Source organism: Rhizobium sp. Rhizsp42 (assembly GCF_047304155.1).
Lineage (GTDB): Bacteria > Pseudomonadota > Alphaproteobacteria > Rhizobiales > Rhizobiaceae > Rhizobium.
The window spans coordinates 265,204-277,750 of the sequence record NZ_JBGLYS010000001.1 but is presented as its reverse complement, the minus strand read 5'-3'; the positions used below and the strand labels follow the sequence as shown (position 1 = coordinate 277,750).

At 58.3% G+C, this 12,547-nt stretch carries 10 protein-coding genes; 2 read left to right on the top strand and 8 right to left on the bottom strand.

Going from position 1 to position 12,547, the window contains the following annotated elements:
• Window positions 1-776: 776 nt before the first annotated feature.
• The 8 genes from ACCD05_RS01380 to ACCD05_RS01345 form a co-directional block, all read right to left on the bottom strand.
• Entirely contained in the window at window positions 777-1,361 is a 585-nt protein-coding gene (locus ACCD05_RS01380) for an ImmA/IrrE family metallo-endopeptidase (protein WP_413390716.1), read from the bottom strand.
• Window positions 1,328-1,690, bottom strand: coding sequence for a hypothetical protein (locus ACCD05_RS01375; RefSeq protein WP_413390714.1), 363 nt, complete (start codon window positions 1,688-1,690; stop codon window positions 1,328-1,330). Before ACCD05_RS01375 ends, ACCD05_RS01380 begins: the two co-directional genes overlap by 34 nt.
• Before the next feature lie 62 nt (window positions 1,691-1,752).
• Entirely contained in the window at window positions 1,753-1,911 is a 159-nt protein-coding gene (locus ACCD05_RS01370) for a hypothetical protein (protein ID WP_413390712.1), read from the bottom strand.
• Between the two features lie 660 nt (window positions 1,912-2,571).
• Window positions 2,572-6,393 carry a vitamin B12-dependent ribonucleotide reductase gene (locus ACCD05_RS01365; protein ID WP_413390710.1) on the bottom strand — a complete coding sequence of 1,274 codons (3,822 nt, stop codon included), beginning with the start codon at window positions 6,391-6,393 and terminating at the stop codon, window positions 2,572-2,574.
• 593 nt (window positions 6,394-6,986) lie between these two features.
• Window positions 6,987-7,574 (bottom strand): hypothetical protein, encoded by a 588-nt coding sequence (locus ACCD05_RS01360; protein WP_413390708.1) that lies wholly within the window; start codon window positions 7,572-7,574, stop codon window positions 6,987-6,989.
• Window positions 7,575-7,758: 184 nt separating this feature from the next.
• On the bottom strand, window positions 7,759-8,256 hold the full coding sequence (gpt, locus tag ACCD05_RS01355) for a xanthine phosphoribosyltransferase (RefSeq protein ID WP_047510080.1): 498 nt from the start codon (window positions 8,254-8,256) through the stop codon (window positions 7,759-7,761).
• Window positions 8,257-8,446: 190 nt separating this feature from the next.
• Window positions 8,447-9,289: a universal stress protein gene (locus ACCD05_RS01350; RefSeq protein WP_413390706.1), complete on the bottom strand. Its 843-nt coding sequence runs from the start codon at window positions 9,287-9,289 to the stop codon at window positions 8,447-8,449.
• Window positions 9,290-9,396: 107 nt separating this feature from the next.
• Window positions 9,397-10,170, bottom strand: a complete 774-nt coding sequence (locus tag ACCD05_RS01345; RefSeq protein WP_413390704.1) for a competence/damage-inducible protein A — start codon at window positions 10,168-10,170, stop codon at window positions 9,397-9,399.
• Between the two features lie 295 nt (window positions 10,171-10,465).
• Here ACCD05_RS01345 and wrbA point away from each other — a divergent pair, with 295 nt between their 5' ends.
• A complete protein-coding gene (gene wrbA, locus ACCD05_RS01340) occupies window positions 10,466-11,062 on the top strand; it encodes an NAD(P)H:quinone oxidoreductase type IV (protein ID WP_413390702.1) in 597 nt (198 codons plus the stop codon).
• Window positions 11,063-11,684: 622 nt separating this feature from the next.
• A complete protein-coding gene (locus ACCD05_RS01335) occupies window positions 11,685-12,488 on the top strand; it encodes a DUF4886 domain-containing protein (RefSeq protein ID WP_209233261.1) in 804 nt (267 codons plus the stop codon).
• Window positions 12,489-12,547 lie beyond the last annotated feature (59 nt).

Below are 12,547 nucleotides of genomic sequence, written 5' to 3'. Positions count from 1 at the left end.
GGCGACTCCACGATCATGGTCTCGTGGTGGGGCCGTCCAGATCCGGCGAGGTTGGGAGTCCGAGTTCGGCCCTTGCGGTTACGAATTGTATGTCCAGTAACTCCAGGAGACGCTCGCCTAGGTCTCTCGTTTCCCGATCAGCATCAGACCAGCGGTAGAGCATGCGGTTCTTGAGAGAAAGGACAGCGAAGTCGTCCGGTCTGTTGTCGATCGGATACCGCGCGGCCACGGCGCTCAACACTGCTCTTACCAATCGGGCGTCGAGAGGATCCTTCGTGTTCCACAGGTGGACCGCGGTCCGCCGGCCACCGATCTCAAGGAGAAAATCCGGAGTGAACTCCACCTTGTAAAGGCCAGCCGGACTTGGAAAAGTGAAGGGCGCCGCCGTCTCGAATATTCCAGGGTGCTCGTCCTTCCATTTGAAAAACTGCTACAGAGCGTGTCGCGCCGACTTCCGCTCCGGCTCTTGCGAAATCTGATGCGTCGAGGCAAGCACGGCCTCCCTGGAAAGGCCATTAAATGACACTTGCTGGACGCGATGACGCAGGCTCTTGTGGAAGTCGTATCCGCCGGTACTCGGGCCGCAGCGCTTGCGGACGCTCGTTCGCTGGGGACGAGGATTGGCGTTGATGACTTTGAGAAATGCTGAAAAACCAAATTTCGGAACTGACATGCTATGACCTCGTGATGAGACAACTGGGAGAGTTGTCAAACTGATGCAGCGCATCGGGCAGATCGATAACTGAACTCGGATACTCGAAAGTCGTTCTCCTGGGTTATCGCGCTCCTTGCTTAGATCGGATCGCGTAAACCTCTGGCCATTTTGACATCGTGATGTTGCCCTTGCAGATTCGCAGCGGGACGCCGGTCGCGATGGCAAGTGTCTCCGGGTCGCTCCGGTACTCGTAGGCCAGGTGAGGGGGAGCAAGAAAGTGTCGGGCGAACATGTCCGCTTGGTCTTCGATGCTCTCGGTCGCCATCATGTTGCGGATCGGCTGCACCGCTCCAGCTTGATCCTTGTGCATCGGAACGTCCTTCTCGCGATGAAGAAGGAAGTGCCCGAGCTCGTGCGCGAGGACTAGCCTAGCCTCGGCGTTGCCGCTGCAGGCGGCAACGTAGACGGACTCCTTCACAGTGATCCTGTCGTTGTGGGGTTCCGCGAGCGCATCCTCCTTCATCTCGGAATCACGCTCGATCGCTAGCTTAAAATTCGGATACAGTTCGACAAGCTTGAATTCGAGAATGGAGACGATGTCCACGAGTTCGACATGCTGCATGTCGAACTCGTGACGATACTTAATGGCTTGAGCCATCATTTGCGGCGTGGTCAGTCCCTTGGCCGTAAAGTAGTCTCTTGCCATGACTCTCTGTACCTCGTGATGTCGACGACGGTGTCGTGCTGAGCACCTGTGGAGACCGCTGCCTGGTTCGCAGCCTTGATCCGTTCGCTACGGAGGAGTTTGGTGAAGAGGTCCGGGCCTAGACCGAAGTACTCGGAGAGCTGTTCCATCTGTGCCTCGGGGAGTGCAGATTTTCCTTGCTCGAGCGCGCTCAAAGCGTGGATTTCGATGCCCGTTTTTTCGAGCATGTCGAGGAAGGTCCAGCGGCTAGCTTGTCGCTGCCGTTGGACCATGCCCCCAAAAGCAGACAACGCTGCACGGAAGCCGGGATCATCAATGTCATCGGACATAATAAATTACCTCACTATGGATTTGGTCGAGGACGGGGCGCCGCAAGCAACGCCCCGCTTTCCTACTTACGGCGACTGGGCTCGCCCTTCGTATCGCCGTACCCGGACTTCGGAATCCGCTCGACAGTTGTCGATGCGGGGCGGGTCGTCGCTTCCTTGACGGTGATGAACTGACCCGATCGAGAGTCGCGTCCAACGTCGAAGGTTTTCCTGTTGCTCATTTTCCAGACCTTTTCGGTTTGTGGATAATGACTGGCGACCTCGACAGCGGAGACCGAATCCTCCATAGTGCTCTTGCAAAACGGGTAGAGGATTTCGGTTCTGCTGCCCTGCGAATGCCAGTCTGTTGTTCGCAAGATGTCGTAGCCGAGGGCTCAATCTCGGTTGCGACATTGCGGAGATAAGTATCTCCAATTTCCCAATTAAAATCTCCTTTCCCTTGGGGTGATTCGCATCCTGAATATACTATATCTGTGGATGGATTGAAAGTATAAAACGCTAAAATTGCGTTTATTTTCAATGATGCGAAGATTATCTTCTGAGTCAATAAAGTATATAGTGCCTACGCGTATCGCGTGGCCCAGACTATCAAAGTCAATACTGTTTCGATCGACCTTCGTAGTCTTTCGAGGGCTATAAAATCCGCGGCCCAAGCGGTTTTCATTCAGTTCTTACTTGAGAAAGTCCCAGGTGCATCGCGCCTGGGACTTTCTATCTTTTTGCGCCTGCTGTCAGCGGCGGAGGTCGTCGAGAAACTCTTGCTTGGTTGTGCTCCGACGTAAGGTCATCGAGTTGGCAGCCATTGGATGCAGAATGTCCCTTTTCCTTCCTTTTCTGACCGCTCAGTGGTGCGCGTTACAATTAGCGTTCTCTAAAGCCGATCAGCTGCAGCCGCTGGTCGCGCCGCAAGTGTCGCACTTCTCGCAAGTGCCGTTGCGCACCATCGTGAAGTTCTGGCATTCCGAGCAAATGTTGCCGGTGTAGCCCTGCATGATCGACCGGGCGCGGCGCTCGGATTCGATCTTCTTGGCTTCCGTCTTGGCCGATGCGGCGTCAGCCGCTGCCTTGTCGGAGAACAGGGCAGTTGCCTGCTGCTGGTTCTCGGTCGTGACTTCTTCCAGCACTTCCTCGGCGATCTCTTCGGCCAATTCCTTGGCGCGCTCTTCGTAATCGCGCTTGAAGGCGACGATTTCGGAGGTCGAGATGGCGGTCGTCGGCTCGATCTTGCGGGCGGCGGCGCCTGCAAACGACGTCACAGTCGCACCGGACGAGGCGCGGGCAGGGGCAGCCGTTGCCGAGCCCTTCGGCTCGCCGGAAGCCTGGCGTTCGCTGTTCGAAACGATCGTCGGCTTGTAGCCGCGGGTCCAGCCGGTCGAGACGAGGTTCGTCTTGCCTTCCTGGATGCCCTTGCCGAGTGCCGTGTTCGAGAAGTCCGACGTATCGACATGTGCCAGATCGTGGCGGCCGAGGTAGGAGACGGCCAGTTCGCGGAACACGTAGTCGAGGATCGACGTGGCGTTCTTGATAGCGTCGTTGCCGATGACCATGCCGGCCGGCTCGAATTTGGTGAAGGTGAAGGCCTCCACATATTCTTCGAGCGGCACGCCGTACTGCAGACCGAGCGAGATGGCGATGGCGAAGTTGTTCATCATCGCACGGAAGGCAGCACCTTCCTTGTGCATGTCGATGAAGATCTCACCAAGGCGACCGTCACCGAATTCGCCAGTGCGCAGGTACACCTTGTGTCCGCCGACGGCAGCCTTCTGGGTGTAGCCCTGGCGGCGGTTCGGCAGCTTCTCGCGTTCGCGGGTCACGCGCTCGACCACACGCTCGATGATCTTTTCGGTGATGGTGACGGCCTGGGCGGCGACCGGCTGCTGCAGCAGATCGTCCAGTGCGTCCTCATCGCTTTCGTCTTCGATCAGCGAGGCGTTCAGCGGCTGCGACAGCTTGGAGCCGTCGCGATAGAGAGCGTTCGCCTTCAGGCCGAGCTTCCAGGAGAGCATGTAGGCGCTCTTGCAATCCTCGACCGTCGCGTCGTTCGGCATGTTGATCGTCTTGGAGATCGCACCCGAGATGAACGGCTGGGCGGCAGCCATCATGCGGATGTGGCTGTCGACCGAGAGGTAACGCTTGCCGATCTTGCCGCACGGATTGGCGCAATCGAAGACGGCGAGGTGTTCGTTCTTCAGGAACGGTGCGCCTTCCAGCGTCATCGCGCCGCAGACGTGAACGTTGGCAGCCTCGATGTCCTTCTTCGAGAAGCCGATGTGCTCGAGCAGGTTGAAGCTCATGTCGCCGAGCTGTTCGTCGGAAACCTTCAGCGTGCCCTTCAGGAAGTCGGTGCCGAGCGTCCACTGGTTGAAGACGAACTTGATGTCAAAGGCCGACTTCAGCGCGCCGTTCAGCGCTTCGATCTTCTCGTCGGTGAAGCCCTTGGCCTTCAGCGAGCCGGGGTTGATCGCCGGTGCCTGGTTCAGGTTGCCGTGACCGACAGCGTAAGCTTCGATCTCGGCGATCTGGCTCTCGGAGTAGCCAAGCGTGCGGAGCGCTTCCGGAACGGCGCGGTTGATGATCTTGAAGTAGCCGCCGCCGGCGAGCTTCTTGAATTTCACCAGCGCGAAGTCAGGCTCGATGCCGGTCGTGTCGCAATCCATGACGAGGCCGATCGTGCCTGTCGGCGCGATGACGGTTGCCTGGGCGTTGCGGTAGCCGTGCTTTTCGCCGAGCTCGAGAGCCTTGTCCCAGGCGCTCTTGGCGTGAGCCGCCAGATCCTGGTCCGGGTTCTCGGAGTGGATGAGAGCGACCGGGTTGATCGACAGGCCTTCATAGCCCGACGTCTCGCCGTAAGCGGCGCGGCGATGGTTGCGGATGACCCGCAGCATGGCTTCGCGGTTCGGCTTGAACATCGGGAAAGGTCCGAGTTCAGACGAGATCTCGGCCGAAGTGGCGTAGGAGATACCGGTCATGATGGCAGTCAGCGAGCCTGCGATGGCGCGGGCTTCGTCGCTGTCGTAGGGGATGCCCGACGACATCAGCAAGCCGCCGATGTTGGCGTAGCCGAGGCCGATCGTGCGGTACTCGTAGGAGCGCTCGGCAATCTGCTTTGATGGGAACTGCGCCATCATCACGGAGACTTCAAGCACGATCGTCCACAGGCGAACGGCGTGTTCGTAATCAGCGATGTTGATGCGCTTGGTGGCCGCATCCTTGAACTGGATGAGGTTCAGCGAGGCAAGGTTGCAGGCCGTGTCGTCGAGGAACATGTATTCCGAGCACGGGTTCGACGCGCGGATCGGGCCGGCGGCCGGGCTGGTGTGCCAGTCGTTCATCGTCGTGTTGAAGTGCAGGCCCGGATCGGCGGAGGCCCATGCGGCATAGGAGATCGATTCCCACAGGTCGCGTGCCTTCAGAGTCTTCATGACCTTGCCGTCCTTGCGGGCGGTCAGGTTCCAGTCGCCATCGTTTTCGACTGCGCGCAGGAAGTCGTCCTTGATCGAGACCGAGTTGTTCGAGTTCTGGCCCGAAACCGTGAGGTAGGCTTCCGAATCCCAGTCGGTGTCGTAGGTCTTGAACTCGAGGTCCTTGTAGCCCTGGCGAGCGAACTGGATGACGCGGCCGATGTAGTTCTCCGGAACCTGGTCCTTCTTGGCAGCGCGCACTTCGCGCTTCAGGGCAGGGTTCTTGTTCGGGTCATAGCAATCGTCATTGTCGCCGTCGCAATTGACGCAGGCCTTCATGATCGCCTTCAGGTGGCGATTGACGATCTTGGAACCGGTGACGAGGGCAGCAACCTTCTGCTCTTCCTTGACCTTCCAGTTGATGTATTCCTCGATATCCGGATGGTCGATATCGACCACGACCATCTTGGCCGCGCGACGCGTCGTGCCGCCAGACTTGATGGCGCCGGCAGCGCGGTCGCCGATCTTAAGAAAGCTCATCAGGCCGGAGGAACGGCCGCCGCCGGAAAGGCGTTCGCCTTCGCCGCGCAGATAGGAGAAGTTGGAGCCGGTGCCGGAGCCGTACTTGAAGAGGCGGGCTTCGCGAACCCACAGGTCCATGATGCCGCCTTCGTTGACGAGATCGTCTTCGACGGACTGGATGAAGCAGGCGTGCGGCTGCGGATGCTCATAGGCAGACTTCGACTTCGTCAGCTTGCCGGTGAAGGGGTCCACATAGAAGTGGCCCTGGCCGGGGCCGTCGATGCCATAGGCCCAGTGCATGCCGGTGTTGAACCACTGCGGCGAGTTCGGGGCGACGCGCTGCGTCGCGAGCATGTATGCAAGTTCGTCGCGGAAGGCGGCCGCGTCTTCTTCGGAAGAGAAATAGCCACCCTTCCAGCCCCAGTAGGTCCAGGTGCCGGCCAGACGGTCGAAGACCTGGCGCGCATCGGTTTCAGAACCGTACTGCTGATCCTTGGGGAGGTCCTTCAAAGCGGCCTCATCGGCAACCGAGCGCCACAGGAAGGAAGGAACGTCGTTTTCCTCGACCTTCTTGAGGCGGGCAGGGACGCCGGCCTTGCGGAAATACTTCTGCGCCAGAATGTCGGCAGCGACCTGCGAAAACTGCGCGGGAACATCGATGTTCTCGAGGCGGAATACGATCGACCCGTCAGGGTTCTTGATCTCGCTGGTTGCCTTGCGGAATTCGATAGCCGCGTAAGCGCCCTGATCTGCCTTCGTAAATCGGCGTTCTATGCGCATTTGCCTTAACCTCTAGCTCGCGCGCCCCGTCCCCGTTGACCAAGGCGCAAGTTTCCACCTCCGGCGGCGCCGTAAGGAGCGCAGCCAGTTCTCGTTTCCGTATCGTCACAGGAGTGTCATCCGGAGATGGGTCGTCCTGTATCTTGTGGTGATGGTGGCTGCAATCACTAAATATAGTATTAACAGCCTTTTTCCGCCAGCCCCGGATGTCGCTTTTTCAGGTGGCAAAAATCGCGCAGAACATACTCATGGCGGCTCACCCCTCATGGATCAACGCCCTGATTCAATGCTCGATTTCTGTTGAGAACCGGCCTCGTCATGCCCGGTTCAGCTGCCGTCGCAACATCGAAGTTCATTAAGTTGAAAAGAGGCGATTCCGTCAAGGGCTTGTTCTTAACGAAGTGTTCACCACAAGATATTGTGGAGTGGGCTGTGGAGACTGGGGAAAAACCAGTTGGGCAAGAATTTCAATGGCTTGCTGCGGGATGCGCAAGGGAAATGCCAAAGCCGGATAAATTTCGCCATATTTTGTCATTTGGCGGTGGCTTTTCGAGCGCAAATGAGCCTTGTGATTCGCAAGGCCGAACAAGGCGCTAAAGTGCGTCGATGGCGATCGTCACGGTGGCGCTTCCGATCGCCTGTCCACGCTCGTCGCGAACAGTGAAACTTGCCTGCGTTTCCAGCAATTGCGTGGCATCGTCGCGGCTGGCGCGATCGATGAAGACCTCGTCGGAGTCTCTGGCGAAGGTCTTCAGGAACTTGTTTTCGTCGCCTTGCCAGTAGTCGTTGGTGGGGACGCTCTGTGCGACATTCAGTCCGTTCCGGTCGGTCACGAATATTTCCACAATCGTTCCTTGCAAATCATCCTGCTTGGCTTTGAGGTATCGCGAGACCGGATTGTTGAGGAGGCGGGTGACCATCTGCCATTGCCCGCTCTTGATCTCCGAGCGGTAGCTGTTGTCGAGCACCTGGATATCCATCGGGCTGATATCGCCGAACTTCCTGTTCTGCGCCTTGATCGCGGCCAGAACGTTCGGCTTGTTGATCATCGGCTTGACGAGTGTATCCACATATTCGCGCACGACGGAGATATAGGCGGGTTCGGCCGACACCGCGCGCGGATGCACGTTCAAGCACAGCCCGAAGGCCGCGATCAAGCCGATAAACCGCCAACGCTGCATGGTCGTTCCAGTGTCGCGCTAGCGACCGCCCTCTACCCAAACACCCTGCCGCGCCCTGCCGCCTGATGCCATATGATCATACGGCGGACGGCGAGGGGCGGACAGCGAATTTGATTATGTTAGTAAACAAAGATTGGAGCAATTTAAAGTTGCTTCCGTCTTTGTCTGCTAAGAGCCTGGAAAATCAGCCCTTGCTGCCCTTGGAGATTGGCTCCTGATAGCTGAAACCCATATCCCACGGGAAGTAGATCCAGGTATCCTGGCTCACCTCGGTAACGAAAGTATCGATGGTCGGCACACCCTGTGGTTTTGCATAGACGCAGGCGAAGTGTGCCTTCGGAAGCAGGGTGCGGACTTCGGAGGCTGTCTTGCCGGTATCCGTCAGATCATCGACGACAAGCACGCTTTCACCACCATCTTCAAGCAGTTCGGCCGCGATCCCCTTGAGGAGCATCATCTCGCCCTGGTTCACGTAGTCGTGGTAGGACGCGACACAAACCGTCTCGATCAGACGGATGTTCAGCTCGCGCGAAATGATGGCAGCCGGCACGAGGCCGCCGCGGGTGATGCACACGATCGCCTTGAAATCACGGTTGAGACCGGCGAGACGCCAGGCCAGCGCGCGTGCGTCGCGGTGAAATTGATCCCAGGAAACGGGAAAGGCTTTATCGGGAAGGGACATTGGCTCGCTCCGAGGCATGGATGATGACACGCCGTTTGCCGGCGGCCGGACGCTCTTCCGTTCACTCGGGTCAAACGCAAATCGCGCAGCCGAGACTGCGCGATGGAAGGACCGAAGCCGGAGCTCGTCGTCGGTCGTGGCAATTAGCGGAATTTGGCCGCAAAACGCAAGCCCTCGCTGATCGCGGCCGCTAGCGCGAAAGCAGCGTCATCGCCGTCATCGAATGCAGCAGTGTCTTCGTCGTGCCGCCGAAGATCATCTGCCAGAGCCTCGAATGCGTGTAGGCGCCCATCACCAACAGATCGATGCTGCTGTCGGAAAGCCGGTTCTCGATAACGGCCGACGTGCTCTTGTCCGTGGTCGTCGCCGTTGCGAGGGTGACGTTGACGCCGTGGCGGGCGAGCGTTGCGGCGATTTCCGCACCCGCGACCGCCGCCGATTGCAGTGCGTTGTCGACTGGATCGACCGAGAAGATCTCAACCTCGTCGGCGGCCTTCAGGAAGGGCAGGGCGTCGAAGGTCGCGCGCGCGGCTTCCTTCGAGCCGTTCCAGGCGACGAGCACCCGCTTGATCGGCTTCGGCTGGCGGATGATGAAGGGGATCATCAGGACCGGCCGTCCGCTTTCGAGCAGGAAATTGTCGACATCGACGTGACTGTCCGACGGCCGTGCCGGATCGGCCTGCGAGGCGATCAAGAGATCGGCGCTACGGGCGCTTTCGATCAACGGTGCCGAACCATAGCCGGTCGAGGAAGCAAAGCTGCGCCACTCGAAAGAGACGCCTTCCACTTCAGCCTTGCGGCGAACGATCGTCTCGATCTTGACCCTTTCGCTATGCGCCATGTCCTGCAGCGCCTGCACGGCGACAGGATCCGGGATCTCCATCGGCGCCACGAGTGGAACGACGGCGATCGTTTCCGCATGAAGCCCGATCATATGGGCACCGTGTTCCGCAGCCAGCGCGAAGGCGAGATCGGCGACTGCAACGCAATTGTCTGAAGTATCGAGTATCGCAAGAATGGTTTTGTAAGACATGTGTATCTCCTTGCTCGGATGAAAAAGTCCGTAAGAGAAGCAATGCGCTTGCCCGGCATTTGTTTCCTTGACCGAGATCAAGGGTCATAGGCCGGTCTCGAAAGAGATTAGGCCTCTGCCGAATGGTTTTCCAGGATATCCCGCTCGCGGCGAATGCCTTCGATCATCGCCGCGACATCCGCGCCGGCGGCATCGATCACCGCCTGCGAGCGACCACGAACGACGATCTCGGTGGAAAATTTTTGGCCGACATAGCGCGGATAGGAGCCGATGCTGGTTTCCGGATGCGCCTTCTGGATGGCCGCGAGCGGCGTGCCGATATCGCCTTCGCCATAAGGGCACGAGATCGCCAGCGACAGCACCGGCGTTCCGGTTCTGAGCGTCGGGATCACCGCGTCGACCATCGCCTGAAACACCTGCGGCACGCCGGCCATCACATAGACGTTGCCAATGACGAAACCCGGCGCGGTGGAAACGGGGTTGGGAATGTGGGTGGCGCCGACAGGCATGCGTGCCATCCGCTGGCGGGCTTCGGTGAACTCCATCTCGCGGCGCTTGTACATATCGCCGAGTAGCGCCATCGCCTTCTCGTCATGATGGCAGGCAACGCCGAAGGCCTTGGAGACGGCGTCGGCCGTGATGTCGTCATGGGTCGGCCCGATACCGCCCGAGGTGAAGACGTAGTCGTATTTCGTCCTCAGCGCGTTCAGCGCCTCGACGATCGCGTCCTCTTCGTCAGCGACGATGCGGACTTCCTTGAGGTCGATGCCTGCAAGCAGCAGCATATCGGCGAGATGGCCGATGTTCTTGTCCTTGGTGCGGCCGGATAAAAGCTCGTCGCCGATTGCCAGAATGGCTGCGGTCACAATCTGTTGGGTCATGGTAGGTCTCTGTCTTCACTCAGTCTTTGTCGTCGAACTTATACCAAATAGAGCGGACGGGAAGCCCGTGCCCACCAATACGGAAATGTGAACGCAAGCCAAAAACGTGCGATAAGATTGAACAGTCCGTCTCCCGCAGCGCGGCTGGCCGCCACCAAGTGCATGCGCTAGCTATTGGTCATACGCACGATAGCGTTGCGAGGCATTCTTTATGATACGCGAATTCATCAAACGGATTTTGGTCGGTGCGCCAACGCAAGCACCCGCCGCAACCCAGAAAGAGGAAACTTCCAAGATGGCTAAGGTTCTGGTTCTCTACTATTCGTCGTACGGCCACATCGAGACGATGGCATACGCCGTTGCCGAAGGCGCGAAATCCGCGGGCGCCGACGTGACCGTCAAGCGTGTACCGGAACTGGTGCCGGAAGAGGTCGCCAAGGCATCGCATTTCAAGCTGGACCAGCAGGCACCGGTCGCCACCGTGGAGGAACTCGCAGAATACGACGCGATCATCGTTGGCGCAGGCACCCGCTTCGGCACCGTTGCATCGCAGATGCGCAACTTCTGGGACCAGACGGGCGGCCTGTGGTTTGCCGGCAAGCTCGTGGGCAAGATCGGCTCGGTATTCACCTCGTCCGCCACGCAGCACGGCGGCCAGGAATCCACCATCCTCGGCTTCATCCCGACCTTCCTTCACCAGGGCATGGTCGTTGCCGGACTTCCTTATGCCTTCCAGGGACAGATGGGTGTTGACGAGATCAAGGGCGGCTCGCCTTACGGTGCGTCCACGATTACCGATGGCGATGGTTCGCGTCAGCCGTCGGCAATCGAGCTCGACGCCGCCAAGTTCCAGGGCGCGCATGTTGCCAAGCTTGCGGCAAAGCTCGCCTGAGCCAAGGCACCTTGAAACAGTGAAGGGGCGGCCTCGGGCCGCGCCTTTTCATGTGTGGCGTCGAAACGCCGTCATAAAATCGAAGTCGTCGCTGCTGATTTCCGCGATCGTCTAGCCGTAAAATCCGTGGAATTTTGCCGTGTAAACGAACAGCGGTACCCCAAATACCGCCAGTGCAATCAAGAATGCCGTGCCTGTTCTAAACAGTCTCAGGCGCCGTGTTCTGGCGCCATCCCAATCGTAAACCATCGTCTTACTCCCACCACAAGACAAGCTTTACAAATACACGCCCTAAAGCCGTAGCTTTGCTGACGGCGGGCATACAAACACATTCTAACGTTGCAAGAAAGAGATATTACTAATTAATTAAGCGATGTCTCATAAATGCATCGCAGCCGCTCGTTTTGTCTTCGGCTATTCTTCGAGCGGTGCGCAGGTCGGCGTTGCTCCACTCGTCCGCTGCTGGATGCCGATGTGGGCTCGTTGCTGCCTTTGACGGGGTACATGCTTCGATTCTTCGCTGTTCGAGCAACCCATCCTTTACGTCTTTGCTGATACTTATGTCAGCACCTGTTGAATAGCATGGGATTCCAAGGTGTTGCGGCTGATACGAATAAGCGCATTGCTGACGATCTTGCTCGTCTGCATGTTTTTCCTCCCGCCGTTCAATGGATACGTCAATGGGGGCGTGCAATACGTCCGGGATTATTTCGACAAGAGGCCCGAGCAGACCGCCTTGTTCATCGGCAACAGCCGCACCTTCTATAACAATATGCCCCAAATGGTGCGTGCCATCGCCGATTCCGCCGGCTATTCCAAGAGGCTGCGCATCGTGATGGATGCGGAACCGGGCGTCAGCCTCGGCTATCACATCAAGAGCGAAAAAACCCAGGCGCTCCTTTCCCGACGCTGGGATCAAGTCGTGCTGCAGGTGCTGAGCAGCGACCAGTATAGCGCGCGGCAATCCGGCCCGGCATGGGATGATGCCGAGAACCTGATCCGGGAGGTCCAAGCGAAAGGCGACGTGCCGGTCATGTTCGTCACCTGGCGCTATACTGATCAGTGCATCAAGGATGCCGGCATGCCGAAGACGGCCGGCGATTACTCACCAATGGGTTATGCCGACATGCACCTCAACATCCAGCGGCAGCATGCCCGTCTCGCCGCGCTGACCGGCGTCGCGCTCGTCAATGTCGGCATGATCTGGGAAGCGCTTCAAAGCCAGCCGAAGGATTTCAATCTCTACTATGATTGCAACCACCCTTCGATCTACGGCAGCTATCTCTCGGCTCTGATGTTCTACAACTATTTTTCCGGAAACGACGTTCTGAACGTGACGTTCCGGCCGAGTGAAATGTCTTCAGAGGACGCGGCGATGCTGCGGAAGGCTGTATCGGACTATCTGGCGAATTCCGCCAAGGCTTGAAATATTGCGATAAACATATTCAATCAAGCCGGTTAAATTAACGTCTGTTAAATTCCCTT

Excerpts from the sequence above, each read along its gene's own strand:
- ACCD05_RS01380 (WP_413390716.1), bottom strand. The coding sequence starts at position 1,361 with ATGGCAAGAGACTACTTTACGGCCAAGGGACTGACCACGCCGCAAATG.
- ACCD05_RS01375 (WP_413390714.1), bottom strand. The coding sequence starts at position 1,690 with ATGTCCGATGACATTGATGATCCCGGCTTCCGTGCAGCGTTGTCTGCT.
- ACCD05_RS01370 (WP_413390712.1), bottom strand. The coding sequence starts at position 1,911 with ATGAGCAACAGGAAAACCTTCGACGTTGGACGCGACTCTCGATCGGGT.
- ACCD05_RS01365 (WP_413390710.1), bottom strand. The coding sequence starts at position 6,393 with ATGCGCATAGAACGCCGATTTACGAAGGCAGATCAGGGCGCTTACGCG.
- ACCD05_RS01360 (WP_413390708.1), bottom strand. The coding sequence starts at position 7,574 with ATGCAGCGTTGGCGGTTTATCGGCTTGATCGCGGCCTTCGGGCTGTGC.
- gpt (WP_047510080.1), bottom strand. The coding sequence starts at position 8,256 with ATGTCCCTTCCCGATAAAGCCTTTCCCGTTTCCTGGGATCAATTTCAC.
- ACCD05_RS01350 (WP_413390706.1), bottom strand. The coding sequence starts at position 9,289 with ATGTCTTACAAAACCATTCTTGCGATACTCGATACTTCAGACAATTGC.
- ACCD05_RS01345 (WP_413390704.1), bottom strand. The coding sequence starts at position 10,170 with ATGACCCAACAGATTGTGACCGCAGCCATTCTGGCAATCGGCGACGAG.
- wrbA (WP_413390702.1), top strand. The coding sequence starts at position 10,466 with ATGGCTAAGGTTCTGGTTCTCTACTATTCGTCGTACGGCCACATCGAG.